Genomic DNA, 26128 nt, shown 5'->3' with positions numbered 1-26128 from the left:
CGGGTGCGCCCGGCGGCGTCCCGTCGTGCGGCGCGGGCACCCCACGGCCCTACGTGCGCCCGTACGGCCGGCGCGGGCGCCCCGGCGGTGATCCGCGGCCCCGGCCGTCACCGTACGGACCTGCGTACCCCCCTGCGAGTGATATCAGTTGTCGGCGGGGCCCCGTAGGCTGGCGGCCCTATGACTGCATCGCCCACCCCCTCACTCGCCGACCTGCTGCACGCCGCTGTCACCTCCGTGGGCGGCGCCGAGCGCCCCGGGCAGGTCGCCATGGCCCACGCCGTGGCCGACGCCATCGAGGACGGCTCCCACCTGCTCGTCCAGGCGGGCACCGGCACCGGCAAGTCGCTCGGCTACCTCGTGCCCGCCCTCGCGCACGGCGAGCGCGTCGTCGTCGCCACCGCGACCCTCGCCCTCCAGCGGCAGCTCGCGGAGCGCGACCTGCCGCGCACGGTCGACGCGCTGCACCCGCTGCTGCGCCGCCGCCCGGAGTTCGCCATGCTCAAGGGCCGCTCCAACTACCTGTGCCTGCACCGCCTGCACGAGGGCGTGCCGCAGGACGACGAGGACGGGCTCTTCGACCCCTTCGAGGCCGCGGCGCCCACCAGCAGGCTCGGGCAGGACCTGCTGCGACTGCGCGACTGGGCGGACGAGACCGAGACCGGCGACCGCGACGGCCTGACCCCGGGCGTCTCCGACCGCGCCTGGTCCCAGGTGTCGGTGACCTCCCGCGAGTGCCTGGGCGCGGCCAAGTGCGCGTACGGCGCGGAGTGCTTCGCCGAGGCCGCCCGCGAATGGGCCAAGCTGGCCGACGTCGTGGTCACCAACCACGCGCTGCTGGCCATTGACGCCATCGAGGGCGCGCCCGTCCTGCCCAGCCACGAGGTGCTCATCATCGACGAGGCGCACGAACTGGTCTCCCGGGTCACCGGCGCCGCCAGCGGCGAGCTGACCCCGGGCCAGGTCAACCGGGCCGTGCGCCGGGCCGCCAAGCTCGTGAACGAGAAGGCGGCCGACGCCCTCCAGACCGCCGCCGAGACCTTCGAGCGGCTGATGGAGCTGGCCCTGCCCGGCCGCCTCGACCCCGTCCCCGAGGACCTGGGGTACGCGCTGATGGCCCTGCGGGACGCTGCCCGTACCGTCATCTCCGCGCTCGGCGCCACCCGTGACGCGTCCGTCCAGGACGAGGACGCCGTCCGCAAGGAGGCCCGCGCGTCGGTGGAGACAGTGCAGGCGGTGGCCGAGCGGATCGTCGCCGGGTCCGAGTACGACGTGGTGTGGTACGAGCGGCACGACCGGTTCGGCGCGTCCCTGCATGTCGCCCCGCTGTCGGTGTCGGGGCTGCTGCGGGAGAAGCTGTTCGGGGACCGGTCCGTCGTCCTGACCTCCGCCACGCTGAAGCTCGGCGGGGACTTCACCGGGGTCGCCGGCTCCCTCGGCCTGACTCCCGACGGCGCCATGGACCGTACGGACCGTACGGACGGAACGGACCGCGCGGACGGCGGCGACGGCCCGGGCGCGGAGGCAGCGGACGGTGCGGACGGCCGCGAGGGCGCCGGCGGGGACGGCGGCGGGGGCCCGGAGGCGGCCGTGGCCCGCTGGCGGGCCCTGGACGTCGGCTCCCCGTTCGACTACGCGAAGCAGGGCATTCTCTACGTGGCCAAGCACCTGGCCCAGCCCGGGCGGGACGGCACCCGCGCCGACATGCTGGACGAGCTCACCGAGCTGGTCGAGGCCGCCGGAGGCCGCACCCTGGGGCTGTTCTCCTCGATGCGGGCCGCGCAGGCGGCCGCGGAGGAGCTGCGCGGACGGCTGGACCTGCCGATCCTGCTACAGGGCGAGGAGACGCTGGGCGAGCTGATCCGCACCTTCGCCTCCGACGCCCGCACCTGCCTGTTCGGCACCCTGTCGCTGTGGCAGGGCGTCGACGTGCCAGGGCCGAACTGCCAGCTGGTGGTCATGGACCGGGTGCCCTTCCCGCGTCCCGACGACCCGCTGATGAACGCCCGGCAGAAGGCCGCGGAGGAGGCCGGCCGCAACGGTTTCATGGCGGTCGCCGCGACGCACGCCGCCCTGCTCATGGCCCAGGGCGCGGGCCGGCTGGTGCGCGCCTCGGGCGACCGGGGTGTGGTCGCGCTCCTCGACCCCCGGGTCGAGCGGGCCCGGTACGGCACCTTCCTGCGCCGGTCCATGCCGGGCTTCTGGTACACGACCGACCGCAACCAGGTGCGCCGCTCGCTCGCGGCCATCGACGCCGCTGCCAGGGCGGCGGCCGGGGAGACGGCGGCCGGGTGACGACGACCGCCGGGCACGGCGGGGCGGCGCACCGGGCATCGCGTACCAGGCAGGTCGCGCACCAGGCAGGGGGAGAGCAGAGGGAGCCGGACGGTGCGGGACGCGCGGGGGCCGGGCCGCGCGGGCGGGGCGCGGTCGCGGCCGACGGGTGGGACGCGGGGCCGTGGAGAAGAGCCGGGGGATGCGGAACAGGCGCCCGACGCCGGGGTGAACCCGGCGCCCTCAGGCGTCAGACGCGCCGCAGTACGGCGACCACCTTGCCGAGGATGGTCGCCTCGTCGCCGGGGATCGGCTGGTAGGCGGCGTTGTGCGGGAGGAGCCACACGTGGCCGTCCTCCCGCTTGAAGCGCTTCACGGTCGCCTCGCCGTCGAGCATCGCGGCGACGATGTCGCCGTTCTCCGCGACGGGCTGGCGGCGCACGGTGACCCAGTCGCCGTCGCAGATGGCGGCCTCGATCATCGAGTCGCCGACCACCTTGAGCACGAACAGCTCGCCGTCCCCCACCAGCTGCCGGGGCAGGGGGAAGACGTCCTCGACCGACTCCTCGGCGAGGATCGGGCCTCCTGCCGCGATCCGGCCGACCAGCGGCACGTACGAGGCGGCGGGCTTGCCCATGGTGTCCGACGGCTGGGCGGTGGGCTGGTCCGAGGCGCGGACCTCGTACGCCCGCGGGCGGTGGGGGTCGCGGCGCAGGAAGCCCTTGCGCTCCAGGGCCATGAGCTGGTGGGCCACGGAGGAGGTGCTGGACAGCCCCACCGCCTGCCCGATCTCCCGCATGGACGGCGGGTAGCCGCGGCGCTGCACGGAGTCCCGGATGACCTCGATGACGCGCCGCTGCCGGTCGGTCAGACCGGAGCTGTCCGCTCGGATGCCGGGCGGCCGACCGGGCAGCGAGCGTGGCGACTTCTGCCCCTCCGGGCTGGTCATGGCGTCTTTCATGACATGTGTCCGGTTCATGGCGTGTGTCTGCTCGCGCCGGCTGGCGGAGCGCTCCGGAGTGGTGAGGGTGGCGGTCTCGGCGGTGGTGGTCACGACGGCCCCTTTCGACTGGTCACCTGCTCTCCCTGGCTGCACAACGGTAGTTGCTTTCGAAAGGTTGCGCCAAACACACGTTCGAGTGAAATTTTGCGGTGGGTGTGCCGGGATCGCGGGATCGGGTGTATGGGCATGCGCGGCGGGAGGGGGTGCGGGGGCGCCGGGCCGACGCGGTTCCAGTCTCCCACCTTCTCCCCGGCGCGCGTGCCGCCGGGGGGCTCGCGTAGGGTCGTGCCCGCGGCGCGGCCGGGCCCACTCCCGGCGTGTTGGCGCCGCTGCCACCAGATGTAGTGGTTTGATGGCTGCCGGCCACCCACAAATTGTGGTCCCGGTGCTTCTGTGCCGGGATTTTCGCCTATGCTGGGGGCTGCTTCGACGGGCCCGCGAGGGTCTGCCGTTTCCTTCGTTCATGCCTCTGGCATGTGCCGAAGGCCGTGCGGTGGGCGCGGAGCGCGGAGGAGTCCCGCGCCGTCGTGCCGAGGCGCCGCCTTCCGGACCCGTGCGGCCTCGGCGCAGGCGCCCGGGGCGGAGGGGCGCGGAGACGCGCGTCGGCCGTCGAGCGTGAAGTCCAGCGTGAGATCAGCGCGTACCCGGCGTACACGGCTGAATACCAGGTGAAGGAGGGTACGCCGCGATGCACTGCCCCTTCTGCCGGCATCCCGACAGTCGCGTCGTCGACAGCCGCACCACCGACGACGGCTCCTCGATCCGCAGGCGCCGCCAGTGTCCCGACTGCTCGCGGCGGTTCACCACCGTGGAGACCGCCTCGCTGATGGTGATCAAGCGCAGCGGGGTCACCGAGCCCTTCAGCCGCGACAAGGTCATCGCCGGCGTGCGCAAGGCGTGCCAGGGGCGCCCGGTCACCGAGGACGCCCTGGCCAAGCTCGGCCAGCAGGTGGAGGAGGCGGTGCGCGCCACCGGCAGCGCCGAGCTGTCCGCCCATGACGTGGGCCTGGCCATCCTCGGCCCGCTGAAGGAACTCGACCTCGTCGCCTACCTCCGCTTCGCCTCCGTCTACCGCGCCTTCGACTCGCTGGAGGACTTCGAGGACGCGATCGCGGAGCTGCGCGGGGACCGGCGGCCGGCCGGGCCCGACCCCGGGCGCGGCGCGCCCGCATCCGCCGCCGGCTGACAGCCGCGGCGACTCACGACTGCCCGGGGCCGCGGCCCCGGGGCGAACGAAGACACCGACACCGTGCCACGGGAAGAAAAACGGCACGTCAGGGCGTTTCATCCGGTACAGGAGGCGGTATGACAGAGACGACGAGTGGCCCGGCGCGAGGCTCCCGCGCCAAGGGGAGCAAGGCCGACAAGGGGTCCAAGGGGCTGCGGGTCGAGCGCGTCCACACCACCCCGGGCGTGCACCCGTACGACGAGGTGGCCTGGGGCCGCCGTGACGTCGTCATGACCAACTGGCGCGACGGCTCGGTCAACTTCGAGCAGCGCGGCGTGGAGTTCCCCGACTCCTGGTCGGTGAACGCGGTCAACATCGTCACGAGCAAGTACTTCCGCGGCGCCCTGGGCACCCCCGCCCGGGAGTGGAGCCTGAAGCAGCTCATCGACCGCGTCGTACGCACGTACCGCAAGGGCGGCGAGGACCACGGCTACTTCGCCTCGCCCGCCGACGCCGAGATCTTCGAGCACGAGCTCACGTACGCTCTGCTGCACCAGGTCTTCAGCTTCAACTCCCCGGTCTGGTTCAACGTCGGCACCGCGCAGCCGCAGCAGGTCAGCGCCTGCTTCATCCTGTCCGTGGACGACTCCATGGAGTCGATCCTGGACTGGTACAAGGAAGAGGGGATGATCTTCAAGGGCGGCTCCGGCGCCGGACTGAACCTCTCCCGCATCCGCTCCTCCAAGGAGCTGCTGTCCTCCGGCGGCAACGCCTCCGGTCCCGTCTCCTTCATGCGCGGCGCCGACGCCTCGGCCGGGACGATCAAGTCGGGCGGCGCCACCCGCCGGGCCGCCAAGATGGTCGTGCTCGACGTCGACCACCCGGACGTCGAGGCGTTCATCGAGACCAAGGTCAAGGAGGAGGAGAAGATCCGCGCCCTGCGCGACGCGGGCTTCGACATGGACCTGGGCGGCGACGACATCACCTCCGTCCAGTACCAGAACGCGAACAACTCGGTCCGGGTGAACGACGCGTTCATGAAGGCCGTGGAGACCGGCTCGCGCTTCGGCCTGCGCGCCCGGCTGACCGGCGAGGTGCTGGAGGAGGTCGACGCGAAGTCCCTCTTCCGCAAGATGGCCGAGGCGGCCTGGGCCTGCGCCGACCCGGGCATCCAGTACGACGACACGATCAACCACTGGCACACCTCGCCGGAGTCGGGCCGGATCACCGCCTCCAACCCGTGCAGCGAGTACATGCACCTGGACAACTCCTCGTGCAACCTCGCGTCGCTCAACCTGATGAAGTTCCTGGACGACGACGGCGCGGGCCGCCAGCGCTTCGACGCCGTGCGCTTCGCCAAGGTCGTGGAACTGGTCATCACCGCGATGGACATCTCCATCTGCTTCGCCGACTTCCCCACCCAGAAGATCGCCGAGACCACCCGCGCCTTCCGCCAGCTCGGCATCGGCTACGCCAACCTCGGCGCCCTGCTCATGGCGACCGGCCACGCCTACGACAGCCACGGCGGCCGGGCCCTGGCCGGGGCCGTCACCTCCCTGATGACGGCCACCTCCTACCGCCGCTCCGCGGAGCTGGCGGCGGTCGTCGGCCCGTTCGACGGCTACGCCCGCAACGCCGACGCCCACCAGCGCGTCATGCGCCAGCACGCCGAGGCCAACGACGCCGCCACCCGCATGGACGACCTGGACACCCCCGTGTGGGCCGCGGCCACCGAGGCCTGGCAGGACGTGCTGAGCCTCGGCGCGCGGCACGGCTTCCGCAACGCGCAGGCGTCCGTACTCGCCCCGACCGGCACCATCGGCCTGATGATGGACTGCGACACCACGGGCGTGGAGCCGGACCTGGCCCTGGTGAAGTTCAAGAAGCTCGTCGGCGGCGGCTCCATGCAGATCGTGAACAACACGGTCCCGCAGGCGCTGCGGCGGCTCGGCTACCAGCAGGAGCAGATCGAGGCGATCGTCGCCCACATCGCCGAGCACGGCAACGTCATCGACGCGCCGGGCCTGCGGCACGAGCACTACGAGGTCTTTGACTGTGCCATGGGCGAGCGCGCCATCTCGCCCATGGGGCACGTGCGCATGATGGCCGCCGCCCAGCCCTTCCTGTCGGGCGCGATCTCCAAGACGGTCAACATGCCGGAGTCCGCCACCGTCGAGGAGATCGAGGAGATCTACTTCCAGGGCTGGAAGCTGGGCCTGAAGGCACTGGCGATCTACCGCGACAACTGCAAGGTCGGCCAGCCGCTGTCCGCCGGGAAGAAGCAGGAGAAGACCGAGGGGAAGGCGGAGGGCCGGCCCGCCGCCGAGCCGGAGCGGGTGGTCGAGTACCGCCCGGTGCGCAAGCGCCTGCCCAAGGGCCGCCCGGGCATCACCACGTCCTTCACCGTGGGCGGCGCCGAGGGCTACATGACGGCCAACTCCTACCCGGACGACGGCCTCGGCGAGGTCTTCCTGAAGATGTCCAAGCAGGGCTCGACGCTCGCGGGCATGATGGACGCCTTCTCGATCGCCGTCTCCGTCGGCCTGCAGTACGGGGTCCCCCTGGAGACGTACGTCTCGAAGTTCACCAACATGCGCTTCGAGCCGGCGGGCATGACCGACGACCCCGACGTGCGCATGGCCCAGTCGATCGTCGACTACATCTTCCGCAGGCTGGCGCTGGACTTCCTGCCCTTCGAGACCCGCTCGGCGCTGGGCATCCACTCCGCCGAGGAGCGCCAGCGGCACCTGGAGACCGGCTCGTACGAGCCGGCCGACGACGAGGTCGACGTCGAGGGCCTGGCGCAGTCGGCGCCGCGCCAGGCGGCCGCGCCGCGCGTCGCCGACGTGCCGCGCGCGGTGGCCCCGGCGCCCGCGCAGGCCCACAACTCCACCGAGCTCGCCGAGATCCAGCTCGGGCTGAGCGCGGACGCGCCGCTGTGCTTCTCGTGCGGCACGAAGATGCGCCGCGCGGGCAGCTGCTACCTGTGCGAGGGCTGCGGCTCCACGAGCGGGTGCAGCTGAAAACGGGCGGAATTGCATCCGATGCATCATTGAGCATCCGTTGAGGAGGTCGTTGACCTGCACGTGAGAGAGGGAGCCGATCCTTGGTCGGCTCCCTCTCTGCTGTTACCGGCCTGCGGTGATGCCGGACGTGGCGTAACCGATGCATCGATGTTGCGTTGAATGCATCGTGACGAGAGCAGCTGAACTGCCGGGTGCAGCCTCGCTTGTACTGGCCTCCGGGGTCGTCCACATCGACCCGGCCCCGGCGGTCTTCGAGGCGATGCTGGACGGCTGGGCCATGCAGCAGCGGACCCGGTTCCTGAAGGCGGCGACGATCCGGTCCCGCATTGATCTGGTACGGCGCTTCGCGGTGTTCACCAACGAATATCCGTGGCAGTGGCGGCCGGTCGAGGTGGAGGCGTTCATCGATCACCTGCGATCGGGGCAGCGGCCGATCGTGGTCTCCACCGCCCGCGGGTACCAGAACACGCTGCGGCTGTTCATGGAGTACGTCACCGACGTCCGCTACGCGTGGCCGCGCGAGTGCGAGGAGAAGTTCGGTCAGGCGCCGGTGCAGATCCTGCACGAGTGGAACACCGTGGCCCATGTCGCCGAGTACGAAGGCGATCCCCGACGTCGGCCGCTGACCTACGACGAGGTCCAGGCGCTGTTCGACGCCGCGGACGCACGGGTGGAGGAGATCAGGGCCCGGCGCCGCAAGGGCGCATTGGCCGCGATGCGCGACGCCGTGCTGCTCAAGACCGTCTACGCCTACGGGCTGCGCCGCCGGGAGGCGTGGGGCCTGGACCTGCCTGACTTCCGGCACAATCCCAAGGCTCGGGGGTACGGTCGCTGCGGTGCCCTCTACGTCCGCTGGGGAAAGTCGTCCAAGGGCAGCCCGCCCAAGCGGCGGACCGTGCTCACGGTCCCGGAAATGGACTGGATCGTTCCCGCGCTGGAGCAGTGGCTCGACGAGATCCGGCCCGCCTTCGGCCCGGGACGGCTTCCGGCTCTGTGGGTGACCGAGCGCCAGAGCCGTCTGTCACGCCGCTCGGTGAACGAGGCATTCGAGGAGGCGCGTGACGCCGCTGGCCTTCCCGAGGAACTCGACCTGCACTGCCTGCGGCACTCCTACGTCACGCACCTGATCGAGTTCGACTATCCGGAGCGGTTCGTCCAAGACCAGGTCGGGCACGAGTACGCGTCCACCACCGCGCTCTACACCGGCGTCAGCGACGAGTACCGCAACCGCCTGCTCCAGCGCTCCCTGGATCGCCACGCAGACCGGTGGAGCGTCTCGTGAACCGCAAGATGGGCTACCAGTGGCACCTGCGCAAGGTCATGGCCGACCGCGGAATGTTCGCCACCACCGACCTCGTGCCCCTGCTCGCCGAGCGCGGAGTGCACCTGTCCCGGGAGCAGGTCTTCCGCCTCGTGACCCAGTCGCCGCAGCGCATGTCGATGGACACCCTGGCGGCCCTCTGCGATGTTCTCGACTGCCAGGTCCAGGACCTCATCGAGATCACGGTGGTCAACCAGCAGGTCCGCAAGACCGGCACCGGCGGCAGCGACCAGGCCGCCCCGCAAGTACGCCGCACGTCCATCCGCCGCCCGGAGGGACTGTGACCGCACTGGCCGAAGTCGCCGCCGCAATCGTGGAGTTGCTGAGCAGAGCCCTGCCCGAGGCGGACAGGGGCACCTTGTCCGCTCACGTCGCGAACCTGCGGCTGAACCGCTCGACCGCCCGGGAACTGCTGGACCACCTCCAAAGCGTCCCGGACGCGCTGTCCTCGGGCCACTCCGGCGGCCCGGCGGCCCGGCTGCGGCTCCTGGACGCCCTCGCCGCCGAACACCCCACGGTCCAGCCGGCCCGGTGCGTCCGCTGCCACCGGAGCAGGACACTGCGCCACCGGCTCGATGAGGGCCGGGCCTGCGTCAACTGCTACGGCCGACAGCACGTCGAGACATGCGTGCGCTGCGGCGACCTGCGCGAGGTCGCCCTGCGCCAGGCGGACGGCGGTGCCGTCTGCCCCAAGTGCAAGCGCCGGGACACCTCCTTCTGGCGAACGTGCGGCGTCTGCGGCAAGACGGCGCCGGTCGCCGCACGCCGAGACGGACAGCCGCTCTGCCAGAACTGCCTGCCCAGACGCCCACGGCCCTGTTCGACCTGCGGCCGGGACCAGCGGGTGAGGGCCTACACGGATCAAGGACCGCTCTGCGGACGCTGTTACCAGCGCTCGAAGGCCGCTGAATGTGAGGAATGCGGTCGGGTAACAGCGAATCGCCGCCGCGACCGGAATTCTGGTGCCCTGGTCTGCGAACGCTGCTGGAACCCGCCCGTGCTCACCTGCGTCGACTGCGGTCAGCAGCGTCCTTGCCCGCGCGGACTGACGACGGGTGAGCCGCGTTGCGGCAGCTGCTACTCCCGCAGGCGCCCGCGACGACCGTGCGCTCGCTGCGGAAAATGCCAGCGCATCCACTCACGGCTCCCGCTCGGAGACGTCTGCGGTCCCTGTCACACGAAGATCCGCCGGAACCCGGCCCCGTGCGCCCGATGCGCCGCCGTCCGACCCCTCATCGGCGCGGACGCGGCCGACCGTGCGATCTGCGGCCCCTGCGCGGGCGATACCCGGGAATGGAACTGTCGCCGGTGCGACCGCTTCGACGCCCTGTTCTCCGACGGTCTCTGCCCGCGCTGCGTCGCCGACGACCGCGTACACCAACTGCTGTCCGGCTCGGACGGACGCCTTCGGCCTCAGCTGACGCCCCTGCTCGAACTACTGGACACCGAGTCAGACCCCTATCAGATCCTGATCTGGCTCTACCGCTCCGACTGGGGCAGCCTTCTGGGCCGTCTCGCCACCGACCACGAGGAGATCACCCACGATCTCCTCGACACCTTCCCCTCCCACCACAAGCCCGTCCAATACCTGCGCTCGGTCCTGGTGACGGCCGGTGTCCTGCCCGCCCGCGACGAACACCTCGACGGCATCCCGGCCTGGCTCGACACCCTCCTCGCCGCCCAGCCGCCGCACATCATCGCGCTCATCCGTCCCTACGCCTCCTGGTCGGTGCTGCGCCGAGCACGCGGTCTCAGCATGCGACGGGCCTCGACCCCCAGCGTCCGCAAGTACGCGCGCTCCCGCATCCTGATCGCCGTCCGCTTCCTGAACTGGCTTGATGAACAGCAGCTGAGGCTGGCCACGGTCACACAGGCGGACGTGGACGCCTGGCTGGATGCCGGAACCCACACGCACCACCGCCTCCGCGACTTCCTGCGCTGGGCCCACAGACGCCGCCTCGCTCCTGAAATCCACATCCCCTGGCTCGGCAGCGGCCGGAGCGATCCCGGCGACATCCTCGATGACCACGAGCGGTGGCAACTGCTGCGACGCTGCCTCACCGAAGAGGACATCCCGCTGCACCAGCGCGCCGCCGGCGCCCTCGTCCTGCTCTACGGGCAACGCCCCCAGCGCATTGTCACGCTCACCCGCGCCGACATCAGTACGCGAGGCGAACGCACCCATCTCACCCTCGACCGGCACCCGGTACTGCTGCCGCCCCCGCTCGCTGAGATCATCCAGCGACTGGCCGCCGCCGAGCCGTTCGGCCGGCGCCCCATCATCCGCGGCCCCGCCCCGGCCAGCGCACTACTCTTCCCCGGCGCACGCCCCGGCGCCTGCATGGACCACGGCCGCCTCACTCACCAGCTCAACACCCTCGGCATCCGCGTTATCCCCGCACGCAACAGCGCGCTATGTGCCCTGGCCGACGACCTCCCCGCCCCGGTGGTCGCCGACCTGCTCGGAATCCACATCACCACCGCCGTCCGATGGGGCAAACTCGTCAAGCGAGACTGGACTGCCTATCTCGCAGCCCGCACCGACAGCGGGTAACAGCAACCACGAACAGCGGACGGGAGGCCGTCCTCAATGCCCCAGTACAGTCCCCGAGTGGACGACGAGTGCCTGCCTTCCATGCCGTCCCTGCGCAGCGAGCAGCCGCAGCACGACGATCAACTGGCCCTGTTCGGGCAGCCTCAGCGGGCCCGCATCCCCACCGAACTCTGGCAGAGCTGGCTGGACGACCCAGCGGTCGCGGCGCGCTTCGAGGCCAAACGCTACCGGCGATCCGAACACGCATGCTGGATATGGACAGCCGGAATCTCCTCGACCGGTCATGGAACCTTCCGCGCTGCCAGCCTCCCCGGACGCTCCCGACGCGGCACCGTTCCCGCACACCTCTTCGCCTACCAGTTCGAACACGGCGTCATCCCCCGCCTGGGCTGGTCGGAAGCCGACGACCCCTGCCTCTGCCACCGTTGCGATGAAGCGGGATGCGTCAACCCTTCCCATCTCCGACTGGGCACCAACGCTGAGAACCGCGCCGAATGGGCCCAACGCCACCGCAACCCCCACGGACCACTCGCCGACCTCCGTGGTGCCGCAGGGCGAGCCCGAGCCGTCGCTGCGGCGATCCGTGCGGGGATCATCGCCGGAGAAGACCCAGCACAGATCGAACAACGAATCCAAGCTGCCCGTGACGAGGGCCGACCGCTGACCTTGTGGTGATGGCAACTGAGAGCGGGCCGCAGCCTTGGAATACCGCACGTCAGCAATACGTGATCTCCACCAGTACGCTCCCGCGGCCCCCGGTGTCCGGGTGACCGGGGGCGGACGAGCGGACGGCGGGGTGCGGGCCGGGAAGGCCCGCACCCCGCCGTCGCGTGCCGGGGCCCGTCGGAGCCCGGCGGCCGGACGGCCCGCTCGTGGGGTCGACAGACGCGCCGCGGGCGTCCATGCGGGTCAGCCTGGTGCTCCGGGAGGTGCCGGACGTGGCCGGACGCGATCGGCGTCCCGCGTGCCGGGCCGGGATTGCGGCAGGATCGCAGAACGGGGCCGGGCAGCGGACCGGCGGCGCGATTCGTAAGACCGGAGGCACAGCGCGTGAGCGGGAGCATGTGGGGCGGCGACAGGCTGGACCTGGACGCCTATCTGGCCCGGATCGGCTACGAGGGCGAGGCCCGGCCCGGCCTGGCGACGCTGCGCGCCCTGCACCGCGGCCACGTGGCCGCCTTCCCGTTCGAGAACCTGGACATCGTGCTGGGCCGCCCCGTCCGGCTGGACGTCGGCGCCCTCCAGGCCAAGATGGTCCGGCAGCGGCGGGGCGGCTACTGCTACGAGCAGAACCTGCTGTTCGCCGCCGTGCTGGAACGCCTCGGCTTCGCCTTCACCGGGCTCGGCGGGCGGATCCGGATGGGCAGCAGCACGGCGCCGCGCGCCATCACGCACATGTTGCTGAAGGTGGATCTGGGCGTCGGCGGCACCGAGCCCGGCGGCGGCGCGGCGTGCGGGCCCGACGGGAGCGGCGGGACCTGGCTGGCGGACGTCGGCTTCGGCGGCGGGGGCCTGCTGGAGCCGGTCCCGCTGCGGGACGGCGCCACGCGGCGGCAGGGGGAGTGGACGTTCGGGGTCGCGGCGGAGCCCCGAGGGGTGTGGGCGCTGCGCACGCGGCGGCCGGAGGGCTGGTTCGACCTGTACGGCTTCACCCTGGAGGAGCGCGTTCCCGCCGACTACGCCGTCATGCACCACTACAACGCGACGCATCCCCGCTCGGCGTTCACCGGTCGGCCCGTGGTGCAGCGCACGGAGCCGTCCGGGCGGCGGGCCCTGGCGGGCGGGCGGCTGTCGGTCGCCCGCACCGGCGCCCCGGACGTGGAACGGGCCGTACCGGCGGGCGCGTTCGGCGCGGTGCTGCGCGAGGAGTTCGGCATCGAGGTCAGCGCCGAGGACGCGGCCGAACTGGGCAAGAGGTACGGGTCCGGCGCGTGATGCGGCGCCGCCCGGGGGCCGTACGATAGCGCGGTGCTGGTCAAGTGGATACGCTGCACCGTCGTGGACCGCCGCGGCTTCGAGCGGGGGCAGCGGAAATGGGCGGGGCTGCTCGGCGAACCGGGGTTCAGGGGGCAGGGCGGCGGCTGGAGCAGGTCGCGTCCGGATGTGGCGCACGTGTTCGCCTTCTGGGAGAGCCGGGCGTTCTACGACTCGTTCATGGCCCGGTCGCACGACCGGCTGGCCGCCGCGCAGTCGGGGACCTTCACCGGCGCCCAGGTCCGGCTGTTCGAGCACCGTTTCGACGTGAAGGTGGGCTTCCAGCCGCAGTTCACGGACGCGGACGTGGTGCGCGTCGCGCACTGCCGGGTGCACGAGGAGCGGGTGGAGCACTTCACCCACGTGCAGGAGAAGGTGTGGAACCCGGCGATGGCCGGGTCGCCCGGAATGCTGCGCGGGGTGTTCGGCGAGGCGCCCGGCTGCGAGTTCCTGGTGCTGTCGATGTGGGACTCGGCCGCCGAGCACGGCAAGTACCGCACGGAGCGGGTCGAGCGGCTCGGCCTGCGCGCGCAGACCGAGGCGGACGTGGCCGCCATCGCGGGTGACGTGGTGACCGTCGAGCCCGCCTGGACGGTGTGACCGGCTGCCGGGGCGCCGCCGGGCCGGGCCGGGCACGCGGCGCGGGCGCCGTGGCGCCCGGCTTTCCCCGGCCCGTTCCGGCATCGTCCGCGCGACCGTTCTAGGGTGGCGGTATGGCACAGCCCCGGCGCATCGTCCTGCTCCGCCACGGAGAGTCGGAGGGGAACGCCGACGACTCCGTCTACGAGCGGATCCCCGACCACGCGCTGGGCCTGACCGACAGAGGGCGGCGGCAGGCGCGGGAGGCGGGCGAGCGGCTGCGCGCCCTGTTCGCCGACGAGCGGGTGTCGGCCTACGTGTCGCCGTACCGCCGCACCCACCAGACCTTCCGGCACCTCGGGCTCGACCCGTCCCGCACCCGGGTGCGGGAGGAGCCGCGGCTGCGCGAGCAGGACTGGGGCAACTGGCAGGACCGCGCGGACGTACGCAAGCAGAAGGCATACCGGGACGCTTACGGGCATTTTTTCTACCGTTTCGCCCAGGGAGAGTCCGGCGCCGACGTCTACGACCGGGTGGGCGCCTTCCTGGAGAGCCTGTGGCGCAGCTTCCAGGACCCCGACCACCCGCCGAACGTGCTGCTGGTCACGCACGGGCTGACCATGCGGCTGTTCTGCATGCGGTGGCTGCACTGGTCGGTCGCCGAGTTCGAGTCGCTGTCCAACCCGGACAACGGCGAGACCCGGGCCCTGCTGCTGGGCGCCGACGGGCGCTACCGCCTCGACCGGCCGTTCGAGCGCTGGTGCACGCCGGAGCCCTACGGCCTGACCCGCTGACCGCCGGGCGGACCGCCGCCGGCCGGCCCGGCGGTCAGCGGGCCGGGGCGCGCCGGAGCCCGGGGCGGGCGCGGTGGGCAGGTCGGCTCCCACCGCGCCCCCAGGGCAGCCGGGCGCGCACGCAGTCGGGTCCCGCGGCCGGTCCCCTCGGTCCGTACGCCCCGGGGCCGCACCGCGGCCGCACACCCCGCCCGTACGCCTGTACGCCTGGGCGGGGCTCGCCGCCGGAGACGGGCGGCAGGGGGCGGGGGAGCCCCGGCAGCCGACCGCCCCGGCGGCAGGCGGTGCCTGCGCCGCCCGCCGCCGCGCCCGTGTCAGGGCCGTGTCAGGCGACGGGGGCCGCGCCCGCCGCGCCGCTCAGCGCCTCCAGGTCGCTCTTGCGGACCTTGATCACCGCGAGGCCGACCACGAGCGCCAGCGCCACCAGGGCGGCGGCCGCGATGAACGCGCTGGAGGTCCCGACGGCGAGCACCTTGTGTCCCCAGGGCGCGGGCAGCTCGCCGGTCTTGGCCAGCTCCGCCTTCTGCTGCGGAGTCGCCTTCGCGAGGAAGGACGGCAGCTGCTTCTTCGCCTCGTCGTGGGTGGCCGTGCCGTAGACCGTCAGCAGGATGGACAGGCCCAGCGAACCGCCCACCTGCTGCATCGCGTTGAGCAGGCCGGAGGCAGCGCCCGCCTCGTGCTGCGCGATCCCGGAGACGGCGGTGAGGGTCAGCGTGACGAAGTTGAGCCCGATGCCGAACCCGAACAGCAGCATCGGGCCGAGCACGCCGCCCACGTACGAGCTGCTCTCGTCGAGCAGCGTCAGCCAGCCCAGGCCCACGGTCGCGGTGGCCGAGCCGACGACGATGAAGGGCTTGGGGCCCAGCACCGGCAGCAGCCGCTGGGACAGGCCCGCCGCCACCGTGATCGCCGCCGGGATCGGCAGGAACGCGACGCCCGCCTCGATCGGGCTGTAGCCCAGCACCCGCTGCACGAAGATGACGACGAAGAAGAACATGCCGAACATCGCCGCGGCCACGCACAGCATGATCACGTACGATCCGGCGCGGTTGCGGTCGGTGAACATCCGCAGCGGCGTGATCGGGTCGGACACCCGCGTCTCGATGATCGCGAAGGCCGCGAGCAGCACCAGCGCCGCGCCGAAGGCCGTGAGGGTGAGGCCGTCGCGCCAGCCGTCCTCGGAGGCCCGCACGAACCCGTACACCAAGGCGGTCATGCCGCCTGTCGACGTCAGCGCGCCGGAGATGTCGAAGCGGCCGCTGTGCCGCTCGGACTCGGCGATGTACAGCGGCGCGAGGACCACGATCAGCAGGCCGATCGGGACGTTCACGAACAGGACCCAGCGCCAGTTCAGCCACTCGGTCAGCATGCCCCCGAGGAGCAGGCCCATGGCGCCGCCGCCCGCGGAGACGGCGGCGAAAACGCCGAACGCCCGGTTCCGCTCGGGCCCTTCCGGGAACGTGGTGGTGACCAGCGCCAGCGATGTGGGTGAGGCGATCGCACCGCCCACTCCCTGGAGGGCACGCGCCGCGAGCAGCTGCCAGGGCTCCTGCGCGAACCCGCCGAGCAGCGAGGCCGCGCTGAACAGCAGGATGCCGGCGACGAAGACCCGCCGACGGCCGAGGATGTCACCGGCCCGGCCGCCGAGCAGCAGCAGTCCGCCGAAGGTGAGGGTGTAGGCCGTGACCACCCATGACAGGCCGCTGGTGGAGAAGGCCAGCGAATCCTGGATGTGCGGGAGAGCGATGTTCACAATCGTGGCGTCGAGGACCACCATGAGCTGACACGAGGCGATGACGGCGAGGGCGACCCCGCGCCGCGTCGACGGGGCCGCCTCCTCCTGCTCGCCTTCAGCAGTCACTTGAGAGGTCGTCACAAGTTGTTCCCCCTGGACAAGGACGGATAGTAGAGGTGATGTTCACACTGTCGCAGACGCTAGTGACCACTGGGTAAAAGACGCAAGCGTTCACTAGACATTCGTACGGCGGTCGAATGTGATATCCGACGGAGAGAGTTGCATGGCCAGTTCGTCCCAGATCGTGCCCCAGGTCGCGCCCCGGTCGCGGCCCGCGGCCGCGCGACGCCGCGGCCGCGTCCTGGAACGTGCCATCCTCGATGCCACTCTCGCCCGGCTGCTCGCGGTCGGGTGGAAGGGGCTCACCATCGAAGGGGTCGCCGCCGCGGCCCAGACCGGCAAGGCCGCCGTGTACCGCCGCTGGTCGTCCAAGGCCGACCTGGTGCACGACGCGCTGCGGGCCGGTCTGCCGCGGTCCGCGCCCGCGCCCGACCACGGCACCCTGCGCGAGGACCTGGTCGGCTTCTGCCGCGGCATGCGGGAGGCGATGTACTCACCGTCCGGCGCCGCACTGCGCGCTGTCATCCACGAGTGCGACCACGCCGACGCCGCCCGTTTCAGCAAGCTCATGGAGGACGAGGTGCTGGAGCCGGGCAAGCGGCTCCTGCGGGAGATCGTGCGGCGCGGCGCCGAGCGCGGCGAGGCGCGTCCGGACGCCGTCGGCCCGATGACGGAGGACGTGGTGCCGGCGCTCATGATCTACCGCCTCAAGGTGTGTTCGATGGAACTGACCGAGCAGGACGCCGTCGCCATCGTCGACGAGGTGATGCTGCCGCTGCTGCGCGACCCCGCGCACGCCGGTGCGGGAGACCGGGTGCGTGCCGCGCGGGGGCGCGGCGTAATGTAGGTGGCGCCATGGCCTACGAACCGCCCACCCACGCCGTCGAGCGCTCGCTGCGTGCCACCACGGGAGCCAAGGTCGTCGTCGGGATCGACGAGGTCGGCCGCGGCGCGTGGGCCGGTCCCGTGACGGTGTGCGCGGCGGTCACCGGCCTGCGTCGGCCGCCGGCCGGGCTGACCGACTCCAAGCTGCTGAGCCGGGCCCAACGCATCGCGCTCGCCCCCGTACTGGAGTCGTGGGTCACCGCGCACGCCCTCGGCCACGCCTCGCCCGAGGAGATCGACACCCTGGGGATGACGGCCGCCCTGCGGCTCGCCGCCACGCGCGCCCTGAACGGCCTGACCGTCCGCCCCGACGCGGTGATCCTCGACGGGAAGTACGACTACCTCGGCGCGCCCTGGACCGTGCGAACGGTGATCAAGGGCGACCAGAGCTGCGTCGCCGTCGCCGCGGCGTCGGTGATCGCCAAGGTGCGGCGAGACGCGATCATGGCTCAACTGGGCGCCGAGCACGCCGCTTTCTGCTTCGGTGAGAACGCCGGTTACCCGTCGCCGGTCCACCGGGCCGCCCTGCTGGAACTGGGACCCACCCCCCAGCACCGGCTGTCCTGGGCCTACATGGACGCGCTGCCCCGCTGGCGGCACATGAAGCGCGTCCGCGTCACGTCCGCCGCAGACGCACCCCAGACCGAGGGCCAGCTCTTCGCCTTCTGAGAAAACCGGGCCCACCAGGGCCGTTCAGCCGCGCCCCGCCGGTGCGAATCGCACCGGCGTTTGATAGACATCAACCCATGCCTCTCACCCCCGAGGAGCCTCAGATTCGCGAGAGTGTCCCGGGTCCCCGCGCGACGCCGGCCGCAGGCCAGGCCGCGCCGACCCCGCGTCCCGTACCCGGTCCCGGTCCCCGGCCCGCCCCGCGGCGGCCCGGCGGCCCGGGTGCCGACCGTGGCCCGGCCGCGGCCCAGCCGCACGCACCGGCCCCCTTGAAGACCCCCACCCCCTCCTTGAACGCGCCGCGCCCGGCGGCTCCCGCCGCTTCCCCGGGCGCGTCGCGGCGTACCGAGGGCGGGCCCACGCCGCCCTCCTCCCCGCAGGTCCAGCTGATCCCGGCGCCCGTCGAGGGGGCCCTGGACGCGGCGGACGAAGCTGTGGACCTGCTGCTGGACTCCGGCCGGGCACCCGGTGACATCCTGGTGCTGACCACCGGCGGCGCCCACCCGTGGGCGGCCCACGAGCTGTCCTTCGGAGAGGCGTCCTACTGGGCGCAGCACGACGCCGGGGACGACGTCTTCTACGCCGCCGCCGACGCGCGCCGCGCCACCGGCCGCCCGGTCGTGGTCGTCGCCGTCAACGGCGGTGAGGACCAGGTCGTGGCTCGCGCGTTGCCCGACGCCATGCGCCGCGCCGGCACCCTGCTGATCGTGTGCGGCGACCCGCAGCGCATCAACACCTTGATATCGGCGGGCGTCTGACCGCCGCCGGCCGAGGCGGTGGTGCGCCCGCCCCGGGGGCACCGCGCGGCGGGCGCGGGGCCGTCGGCCGGACGGCCGCCGGTCCGCGCGGCCGAAGCGCGGTCCGCGGCGGACGTACCGGGCAGCGCGGAGGAGCGGGACACGGGCAGCGCCGGGTCCGGAGGACGCGCGCGGTCCGCAGGCCGGCCGCCGAGCGGGAACGCGTGCGGCGCATCCGCTCCGGCGGCCTGAGGGACGTCCGGGCCGTGCGGTCCGCACCGCAGGCCGCCCGGCCGGTCCGTGCCGACGCGGCGGAAGTCCCGGCCGGCGGGGCCAGGCTGAAGGCCCGTCCGTGCCGTGGCACCGCGGCCCCGTCCGGCCGGACCCGGCGCGGCGGTCACACGGCCGCGGAGTGCCGTTCGGCCACCCGCATCCCGCCGCTGTGGCCCGGCAGGCCGCGCGCACCCGCGGCGGACACCTCGACGCCCGTGGCGGCCCGCGAGGCCAGACTGTTGGGATGGCGGCCGCCGCGTCCCTCGCCGAGCACCTGCCAGCCGCCGCGGGTGAGGGTGATGTACGCGCCGCAGCGCAGACCGTGCAGGGTGCAGGCGTCCCGCAGCCCCCACATCCAGGCGCCGTCCTCCTCCGTCCACCGGCCGTCGCCCTCCCGGCAGTAGAGCAGCACGGCGGTGCGTACGGGGGCTCGGCGCCGCAGGTCGTGCGGGATGACCCGGCGCAGGTGCGCGAGCAGCGCGTTGCGGCACTCCCACCCGTCGGCGTCCGCGTCCTCGTACCAGGTGAAGGAGGCGCTGGCCGCCAGCCGCTCCTCGGGGTCGAAGACCGCCACCACGACCGTCGGCGGGCGCGGCATGTGCCGGCTGTGCAGACCGGTGACGACCTCGCGCGGGCTGCGCAGCAGCGGAATACCCGCGGCCGCCCACTCGGCGGGCTCAAGCGTCCTGCCCAGTCGGGAACGGGAGTCGGCGGACGGCGGCGGAGCGGAGCCGAAGGCCACGGTCCTCCCTTCGTCTGCGTGCCCGGGGATGCGTACGCGGGCGTCGGGTGCGGGCTCAGGTCACGGCGCGGCCCCTGCGGACCGCGTGCGCGGACGGACCGGGGAGCATGTCCAATTCTCGCGGTCGCATTGGCGCGCGGCAACGAGCAATTGGCAGAGCTGGCCAAAATGAGGGTGTTCGCGGGGTAAATCCCTCCCCGGGGGGTCATCCGGCCTCGTGTGGTCACCCCTGTACCGCCAGGACCAGCGGAAACACGCCAGGTGCCCCAGCGCGGCGCAGCAGTCGGGCGGCCACGGCCAGCGTCCATCCGGTATCCGCCATGTCGTCCACGAGCAGCACCGGCCCCCCGGCCCCGGCCAGCGCGCCGGCCAGCTCCGGCGGCACGGCCAGCGCGCCGTGCAGGGCCCGCAGCCGCTGGGCGCTGTTGGTGCGCGGCACGCGCGGGTCCGCGTCGGCGTCGCGGTAGGAGACGCCGCCCAACAGCGGTATCCGGCCTACGGCGGCGATCCGCTCGGCGAGTGACCTGATCAGGCGGGGCCGGGAACGCGAGTCCACGGTGACGACACCCGCCGGGCGGGCCGGCGCGTCCGGCGCGCCCGACGCCCAGCCCCCGGGGCCCCTGGCCCAGTCGGCGAGCACGGTCACCACAGCGCTCGCCACCTCCTCCGGCACCGGCCCGTCTGCGGCCCGCGGCGCGAACAGCGGACGCAGCCGGTTCCCCCAGCCGATGTCCGACAGCCGGCCGAGGGCCCGCCCGGGCTCGGCCTGCTCCGTGGCCGGAATTCGCCCTTTCAGGTCCACCCCGACCGCGGGCAGCCCGGTCGGCCACATCCGCCGCGGCTCCACCTCGACACCGGGGCGGCCGAGCTCACCTCGCGCGGCCTCCAGGGAGGCGGCGGACACCCCGGTGCCGAACCAGGGCCCCGCGCAGACGTCGCACCGCCCGCAGGGCGCCGCCTCCTCGTCGTCCAGCTGCCGCCGCAGGAACTCCATCCGGCAGCCCCCGCCCGCGGCGTACTCGCGCATCGCCCGCTGCTCCGCCTCCCGCTGGCGCTCCACCCGGGCGTACCGCTCGGCGTCGTACGCCCAGGGCCGGCCGGTCGCCGTCCAGCCGCCGCGCTCACGGCGCACCGCCCCGTCCACGTCGAGCACCTTCAGCATGATCTCCAACCGTGAGCGCCGCAGCTCGACCAGCGGTTCGAGCGCGGGCAGGGACAGCGGCCGGCCCGCCGCCGCCAGGGCGTCGAGAGTGCGGCGCACCTGCTCCTCGGCGGGAAAGGCCAGCGAGGCGAAGTGCCGCCAGATCGCCTCGTCCTCGCTGCCGGGCAGCAGCAGCACCTCGGCGTGGTCCACGCCCCGCCCGGCGCGGCCCACCTGCTGGTAATAGGCGATCGGCGAAGCAGGGGAGCCCAGGTGCACCACGAACCCCAGGTCCGGCTTGTCGAAGCCCATGCCAAGCGCCGAGGTGGCCACCAGCGCCTTGACGCGGTTGGCCAGCAGGTCCTCCTCGGCCTGCTGGCGGTCGGCGTGCTCCGTCCTGCCGGTGTACGCGCGGACGGTGTGGCCGCCCTGCCGCAGGAAGGCACTCACCTCCTCGGCCGCGGCGACCGTGAGGGTGTAGACGATGCCCGAGCCCGGCAGCTCGCCGAGGTGGTCGGTGAGCCAGCCGAGCCGGTGCGCCGCGTCCGGCAGCCGCAGCACACCCAGCCGCAGGCTGCGCCGGTCCAGCGGCCCGCGCAGCACCAAGGGCGCCGGGGACACGCCGGTCTCCTCCCGCGCCGCGCCCTGCGGCGCCGCGTCCGAGGCCGGTCCGTCCACCACGGCCTGCCCGGCGTCCGCGTCTCGCCGCGCTCCCGTGCCCAGCTGCTCGGCGATGTCGGCCGTGACGCGCGCGTTGGCGGTCGCGGTCGTGGCGAGCACGGGCACGCCGGGCGGCAGGCCCGCGAGCACGGAGCGCAGCCTGCGGTAGTCGGGCCGGAAATCGTGCCCCCAGTCGGAGATGCAGTGCGCCTCGTCGACGACCAGCAGGCCCGTGGCAGCGGCGAGCTTGGGCAGGACGTGGTCGCGGAAGCCGGGGTTGTTGAGCCGCTCGGGGCTTACGAGCAGGACGTCGACCTCGCCTGCCGCCACCTCGGCCTGGATGCCGTCCCACTCCTCGGCGTTGGCCGAGTTGATCGTGCGCGCGTGGATGCCGGCCCGGTGCGCGGCCCCCACCTGATCCCGCATCAGCGCCAGCAGAGGGGACACGATCACGGTCGGCCCGGCGCCGCGCTCGCGCAGCAGCGCTGTCGCCACCAGGTAGACGGCGGACTTCCCCCATCCGGTGCGCTGCACCACCAGCGCCCTGCGGCGCTCGGCGACCAGGGCGTGGATCGCGCGCCACTGGTCCTCCCTCAGACGGGCCGAGCCGGCGGCGTCCCCCACCAGGCGGGCCAGCACGCCGTCGGCCGCGGCGCGGAGGTCCTGATCGCTCATCCGAAACCCGTTTCCCTTCGCTGTCGTGGCCCTGTCGTCCGTCCGCTTCCGGCTTTCCGGTCCTCCGGCGCGGCCGCCCCGTGCGTCCGCCGCCCGTTACTCGCGCCCACGCGCCCGGCGCACCGGCGTCCCGCCGCCCGCCGGGCAGCGGGCGGCCGCGCGCCGGCCGGGGCCCGGTCCGGTGACCGGGCGAGCGTCGCACCGGTCCTATGCAACCTGATGCCACCGACATCGCGCGCCCGGGGACCCGGGCCTGTGGATAACGTTATCCACAGGGGTGGCGCACCGGGCCCGGCCGCGGGACCGTCGGGCCATGACTCGACACGATCCACTCACCAGCCCCTTCGGACCCTCCGGCCGCAGCCTCACGCAGATCACCCTGCGCAGCCCGGCCGAGCTCGCCGACGCCCTCCCCTACCTGCTGGGCTTCCAGCCGAGCGACAGTATCGTGATGATCGCGCTGCACGGCCCCCGCGGCAGGTTCGGCGGGCGGCTGCGGCTCGGCATCCCGCCCGCGCCCGAGGAGTGGCCGGACGTGGCCGGCCAGCTTGCGGAATGCCTGGTGACGGGCAGTGAGCGGCGGGGCTCCCGGCCCGACGGCATCATCCTCTTCCTCTGCCAGGACCCGGCCCGGGGCGAGTCCGGCCAGGCCGTGATGGAGCGGCTGCGTCCCCTGGCGCAGCGGCTGCGCACCGCCTGCGGCGCGCTGGACGTGCCGGTGTACGAGGCCCTGTGCGTCTCGGACGGGCGGTACTGGTCCTACTGCTGCCCCGATTCCCGCTGCTGCCCCGAAGAGGGGACGGTCCTGCCCATGCCCGGCACCTCGGCGATGGCCGCCGCGGCCGTCTACGCGGGCGTCACCGTGCGGGGTTCGCTGCGTGACATGGAGACCAGGCTCGCCCCTCTGTCCTCGTCCCCTCGCGCCAAGGAGCAGGAGCGGGCGCTGGACTCGGCCACCGCCCGGCTGATGCCCAGGATGCTGCGGGAGGCGGACAGCGCGGCGGTGCGCGAGGAGACGCTGGCCCTCGCCCGTCGGCTGCTCGCCCGCCTGCGCGCCGCGGCCCCGGCCGACGAGCCCTGCGCGGCCGACCTGAGCGACGACGGGCTCCTCAGCGACGACGAGGCCGCCGCCGTCGTGATCGGACTGCAGGACCGCGTGACCCGGGACCGTGCCGCCGAGTGGATGGAGGGGCCGGACGGCGAGGCCGCGCTGCGGTTGTGGCGGGCCCTCACCCGCCGTTGCGTCGGCCCGTACGTGGAGCACGCCGCGCCGCCGCTGACCCTCGCCGGCTGGGTCGCCTGGTCCACCGGCGACGAGCCCTCGGCGCGGGTCGCGCTGACCCGGGCGCTGCGCGCCGACCCCGGCTACCTCTTCGCCATCCTGCTGCACCAGGCGTGCGACGACGGACTCGACCCGGAGCTGCTGCGCCAGTGCCTGCGCAGGGACCGCGCGGACCAGGCCGTGCGAGCCGCGGCGGAGGCGGAGGCGCGGCGGGCGGAGGCGGCGGACGCCGCCCGGCAGGCCGGGTCGGCGGGATCCGCGGTGGGCGGAGCCTCCCCGGACAGCGGGGCGGCGGAGGCCGGGGAGACCGGGGAGGCCGGGGAGAACGCCACGGGAGAGCGGCGCGGGCGGGCCAGGAGCACGGACCGCCCGGCCGGACCGGGCGGCGCTCCGGGGGCGCCGGGCGGCGGCAGGCGTCCGGCGGGGAGGACGACGGGACGGCGTCGGGACGGCAGGCGCGGAGCCCGCAGCGGGGGATAGACGGCCGCGCGACAGGCAACGGGGGACAAGTGGGCGGGGAGGAGGTTCGAGAGCTCACGAGCCGGAGCGGCAACAGGAGACAGGAGCTGAGGAGGTGATACCACGGGAGGGCCGGGGGAGAGACGATCGCCGGTGGGCCGGTGGGCCGGTGGCCTCAGGCGGTCGGGACGGGGGCGTTTCGAGGGGCCTGTGAGCGGCTGTCCGAGGGGTGGGCGGTAGCCTGGGGCGCGCGGAGGCAGGCGAGGGCGGCGCCGGTACGGGGCCGCCGGGGGAGAGCGGGCCGGTGCACCCCGCCGATCCTGCTCAAGAGCCTGTTTATCGTCAGGCAGACGACTAAGATCGCCTCCATGCCCTACGACCCGTCGGCCTTCCCGCCCGTCGCCGTCACCGTCGACCTGGTGGTGCTCACCGTGCGGCGGCACGCGCTGTGCGCTCTGGCCGTCCGCCGGGGTGAGCCTCCCTTCCAGGGACGGTGGGCACTGCCCGGTGGGTTCGTTCGGCCGGACGAGGACCTGGCCGCGGCCGCCGCCCGGGAACTCGCCGAGGAGACCGGGCTGATCGCTCACGACCCGTCGCTGCCGTCCGCCCCGCCCAACGCCGCGCACCTCGAACAGCTCGCCACCTACGGCGATCCGAAGCGCGATCCGCGGATGCGGGTGGTGAGCGTCGCCCACCTGGTGCTCGCCCCGGACCTGCCCGCTCCTCGGCCCGGAGGCGACGCGCACAGTGCGCGCTGGGCCCCGGTGGAGACTCTGCTGGACCAGGAGGGGGCGTTCGGACGTGACGGGGAGGTCGGCACCCCGCTCGCCTTCGACCACGCCCGTGTGCTGGCCGACGGAGTGGAGCGCGCCCGGTCCAAGATCGAGTACTCGTCGCTCGCCACCGCGTTCTGCCCTCCGGAGTTCACCGTCGGTGAGCTGCGCCGGGTGTACGAGGCGGTGTGGGGCGTGGCGCTCGACCCCCGGAACTTCCACCGCAAGGTCACCGGCACGCCCGGTTTCCTGGTGCCGACGGGCGGCACGACGACCCGTCAGGGAGGGCGTCCCGCCCAGCTCTTCCGGGCGGGAGGCGCGACCCTGCTCAACCCGCCCATGCTGCGCCCCGAGGTGTGAAGGGAGGGGACACGACGATCTCCTGGGTGAAGCAAGTGCGAGCAAAATAGGACATAAAGGGTTACGGTGCTCCGGTACCTCTTCCGTCCCCCGTGCCGCCGAGCGCCTCCACTCCCCGCCGGAGAAGCCATGATCCAGGCCATCGGGCTGACCAGCGTCCACCGCCCCGACGGCCTGCCCGCCGTCGACGCCGTCACCTTCGAGGCCCCGCAGGGCCGTGTCACGGCTCTCTTCGGGGCCCCGGGCGCGGGCAAGACCACCGCGCTGCGCCTGCTGCTCCAGTTCGACCGGGGCCACGGCGCGGCCCGCTTCCGGGACCGTCCGCTGTGCCGCATCCGCAATCCGGCCCAGGAGATCGGCGTCCTGCTGGAGGACCTGCCGGTCCACCCCGGCCGTACCGCGCGCGGCCAGCTCAGAATGCTCGGGGCGGCCGTCGGGGTGCCCGCCGGGCGTGCCGACGACGTGCTCGACGTGGTCGGGCTGGCAGACTTCGCCGACCAGCGCCTCGGCGGCCTGCCCACCGGCGTGACGCGCCGGCTCGGCATCGCCGCCGCCCTCCTGGGGGACCCGCACACCCTGGTCCTGGACGACCCCGCGCGCTGCCTCGCGGAGCGGGAGCGGGCGTGGCTCACCGCGCTGCTGCGCGGGTTCGCCGCACAGGGCGGGGCCGTTCTCGTCACCGGGGGCGACGCCGAGTGGATTGCCGAGGTCGCCGACCAGGTCCTCACCCTGGAGGCGGGCCGGCTGGTCGCCGAGCAGCCCGCGGGCGAGTTCGGCCGGGCGCAGCGCCGCCGCCGGGTGGCGGTGCGGTCGCCGTTCGCCGGCCGGCTCGCCGCGCTGCTGGAGCAGGAGGGCCGCGAACGCGGTCGGCCGGTGGCCGACCGCACGGAGCCGGCACCGGGCGGGCCCGCGGCCGAGGGCGGG

The 26128-nt window shown here is 73.5% G+C and carries 20 protein-coding genes; 16 read left to right on the top strand and 4 right to left on the bottom strand.

The window, feature by feature from the left end; all coding sequences use genetic code 11:
- The first annotated feature begins 180 nt into the window (after window positions 1-180).
- The gene (locus RKE29_RS11800) at window positions 181-2295 is read left to right on the top strand and encodes an ATP-dependent DNA helicase (RefSeq protein ID WP_312005130.1); all 2115 of its coding nucleotides are present in this window, start codon (window positions 181-183) and stop codon (window positions 2293-2295) included.
- Between the two features lie 229 nt (window positions 2296-2524).
- On the opposite strand, the gene lexA is transcribed toward RKE29_RS11800, so the two are convergent.
- A complete protein-coding gene (gene lexA / locus RKE29_RS11795; RefSeq protein ID WP_312005129.1) occupies window positions 2525-3328 on the bottom strand; it encodes a transcriptional repressor LexA in 804 nt (267 codons plus the stop codon).
- A 637-nt stretch (window positions 3329-3965) separates the two neighbouring features.
- On the opposite strand from lexA, the gene nrdR reads away from it, so the two are divergent.
- From nrdR to RKE29_RS11750, 9 genes are all read left to right on the top strand, one after another.
- Complete coding sequence (gene nrdR / locus RKE29_RS11790; protein WP_312005128.1) at window positions 3966-4463, top strand: transcriptional regulator NrdR; 498 nt, start codon at window positions 3966-3968, stop codon at window positions 4461-4463.
- A gap of 119 nt (window positions 4464-4582) precedes the next feature.
- The gene (locus RKE29_RS11785; protein WP_312005127.1) at window positions 4583-7468 is read left to right on the top strand and encodes a vitamin B12-dependent ribonucleotide reductase; all 2886 of its coding nucleotides are present in this window, start codon (window positions 4583-4585) and stop codon (window positions 7466-7468) included.
- A 169-nt stretch (window positions 7469-7637) separates the two neighbouring features.
- Window positions 7638-8753 (top strand): tyrosine-type recombinase/integrase, encoded by a 1116-nt coding sequence (locus RKE29_RS11780; protein WP_312005126.1) that lies wholly within the window; start codon window positions 7638-7640, stop codon window positions 8751-8753.
- Entirely contained in the window at window positions 8750-9076 is a 327-nt protein-coding gene (locus tag RKE29_RS11775; protein WP_312005125.1) for a helix-turn-helix transcriptional regulator, read from the top strand. Before RKE29_RS11780 ends, RKE29_RS11775 begins: the two co-directional genes overlap by 4 nt.
- Window positions 9073-11346 (top strand): hypothetical protein, encoded by a 2274-nt coding sequence (locus RKE29_RS11770; RefSeq protein WP_312005124.1) that lies wholly within the window; start codon window positions 9073-9075, stop codon window positions 11344-11346. The genes RKE29_RS11775 and RKE29_RS11770 overlap by 4 nt, the downstream gene beginning before the upstream one ends.
- 57 nt (window positions 11347-11403) lie before the next feature.
- Window positions 11404-12021 (top strand): HNH endonuclease, encoded by a 618-nt coding sequence (locus tag RKE29_RS11765; protein ID WP_312005123.1) that lies wholly within the window; start codon window positions 11404-11406, stop codon window positions 12019-12021.
- A 375-nt stretch (window positions 12022-12396) separates the two neighbouring features.
- The gene (locus tag RKE29_RS11760) at window positions 12397-13281 is read left to right on the top strand and encodes an arylamine N-acetyltransferase (protein WP_312005122.1); all 885 of its coding nucleotides are present in this window, start codon (window positions 12397-12399) and stop codon (window positions 13279-13281) included.
- Between the two features lie 33 nt (window positions 13282-13314).
- Window positions 13315-13920: a YdbC family protein gene (locus RKE29_RS11755; RefSeq protein ID WP_312005121.1), complete on the top strand. Its 606-nt coding sequence runs from the start codon at window positions 13315-13317 to the stop codon at window positions 13918-13920.
- Between the two features lie 113 nt (window positions 13921-14033).
- Window positions 14034-14693, top strand: coding sequence for a histidine phosphatase family protein (locus RKE29_RS11750; RefSeq protein ID WP_312005120.1), 660 nt, complete (start codon window positions 14034-14036; stop codon window positions 14691-14693).
- A 325-nt stretch (window positions 14694-15018) separates the two neighbouring features.
- Here the strand turns inward: RKE29_RS11750 and RKE29_RS11745 are convergent, their stop codons facing one another.
- Window positions 15019-16554 (bottom strand): MFS transporter, encoded by a 1536-nt coding sequence (locus tag RKE29_RS11745; protein WP_312005119.1) that lies wholly within the window; start codon window positions 16552-16554, stop codon window positions 15019-15021.
- A gap of 157 nt (window positions 16555-16711) precedes the next feature.
- Here RKE29_RS11745 and RKE29_RS11740 point away from each other — a divergent pair, with 157 nt between their 5' ends.
- The 3 genes from RKE29_RS11740 (at window position 16712) to RKE29_RS11730 (ending at window position 18860) form a co-directional block, all read left to right on the top strand.
- Window positions 16712-17395, top strand: coding sequence for a TetR-like C-terminal domain-containing protein (locus RKE29_RS11740; RefSeq protein WP_312005118.1), 684 nt, complete (start codon window positions 16712-16714; stop codon window positions 17393-17395).
- 8 nt (window positions 17396-17403) lie between these two features.
- Window positions 17404-18102 carry a ribonuclease HII gene (locus RKE29_RS11735; protein ID WP_312005117.1) on the top strand — a complete coding sequence of 233 codons (699 nt, stop codon included), beginning with the start codon at window positions 17404-17406 and terminating at the stop codon, window positions 18100-18102.
- Window positions 18103-18179: 77 nt separating this feature from the next.
- Window positions 18180-18860, top strand: coding sequence for a hypothetical protein (locus tag RKE29_RS11730; protein ID WP_312005116.1), 681 nt, complete (start codon window positions 18180-18182; stop codon window positions 18858-18860).
- Window positions 18861-19236: 376 nt separating this feature from the next.
- On the opposite strand, the gene RKE29_RS11725 is transcribed toward RKE29_RS11730, so the two are convergent.
- The gene (locus tag RKE29_RS11725) at window positions 19237-19854 is read right to left on the bottom strand and encodes a hypothetical protein (protein ID WP_312005115.1); all 618 of its coding nucleotides are present in this window, start codon (window positions 19852-19854) and stop codon (window positions 19237-19239) included.
- A 223-nt stretch (window positions 19855-20077) separates the two neighbouring features.
- A complete protein-coding gene (locus RKE29_RS11720) occupies window positions 20078-22330 on the bottom strand; it encodes a DEAD/DEAH box helicase (RefSeq protein ID WP_312005114.1) in 2253 nt (750 codons plus the stop codon).
- 313 nt (window positions 22331-22643) lie between these two features.
- Here RKE29_RS11720 and RKE29_RS11715 point away from each other — a divergent pair, with 313 nt between their 5' ends.
- The 3 genes from RKE29_RS11715 to RKE29_RS11705 form a co-directional block, all read left to right on the top strand.
- Window positions 22644-24092 (top strand): DUF4192 domain-containing protein, encoded by a 1449-nt coding sequence (locus RKE29_RS11715; RefSeq protein WP_312005113.1) that lies wholly within the window; start codon window positions 22644-22646, stop codon window positions 24090-24092.
- A 347-nt stretch (window positions 24093-24439) separates the two neighbouring features.
- A complete protein-coding gene (locus RKE29_RS11710) occupies window positions 24440-25204 on the top strand; it encodes an NUDIX domain-containing protein (RefSeq protein ID WP_312005112.1) in 765 nt (254 codons plus the stop codon).
- 129 nt (window positions 25205-25333) lie between these two features.
- On the top strand, window positions 25334-26128 hold a 795-nt coding region (locus tag RKE29_RS11705), incomplete at its 3' end, for an ATP-binding cassette domain-containing protein (RefSeq protein WP_312005111.1).

This window comes from Streptomyces sp. B1866, from assembly GCF_031932565.1.
GTDB lineage: Bacteria > Actinomycetota > Actinomycetes > Streptomycetales > Streptomycetaceae > Streptomyces.
This window is presented reverse-complemented; position numbering and strand designations above follow the sequence as displayed.

Excerpts from the sequence above, each read along its gene's own strand:
- RKE29_RS11715 (WP_312005113.1), top strand. The coding sequence starts at position 22,644 with ATGACTCGACACGATCCACTCACCAGCCCCTTCGGACCCTCCGGCCGC.
- RKE29_RS11730 (WP_312005116.1), top strand. The coding sequence starts at position 18,180 with ATGCCTCTCACCCCCGAGGAGCCTCAGATTCGCGAGAGTGTCCCGGGT.
- RKE29_RS11740 (WP_312005118.1), top strand. The coding sequence starts at position 16,712 with ATGGCCAGTTCGTCCCAGATCGTGCCCCAGGTCGCGCCCCGGTCGCGG.
- RKE29_RS11750 (WP_312005120.1), top strand. The coding sequence starts at position 14,034 with ATGGCACAGCCCCGGCGCATCGTCCTGCTCCGCCACGGAGAGTCGGAG.
- RKE29_RS11785 (WP_312005127.1), top strand. The coding sequence starts at position 4,583 with ATGACAGAGACGACGAGTGGCCCGGCGCGAGGCTCCCGCGCCAAGGGG.
- nrdR (WP_312005128.1), top strand. The coding sequence starts at position 3,966 with ATGCACTGCCCCTTCTGCCGGCATCCCGACAGTCGCGTCGTCGACAGC.
- RKE29_RS11710 (WP_312005112.1), top strand. The coding sequence starts at position 24,440 with ATGCCCTACGACCCGTCGGCCTTCCCGCCCGTCGCCGTCACCGTCGAC.
- RKE29_RS11735 (WP_312005117.1), top strand. The coding sequence starts at position 17,404 with ATGGCCTACGAACCGCCCACCCACGCCGTCGAGCGCTCGCTGCGTGCC.
- RKE29_RS11800 (WP_312005130.1), top strand. The coding sequence starts at position 181 with ATGACTGCATCGCCCACCCCCTCACTCGCCGACCTGCTGCACGCCGCT.
- RKE29_RS11720 (WP_312005114.1), bottom strand. The coding sequence starts at position 22,330 with ATGAGCGATCAGGACCTCCGCGCCGCGGCCGACGGCGTGCTGGCCCGC.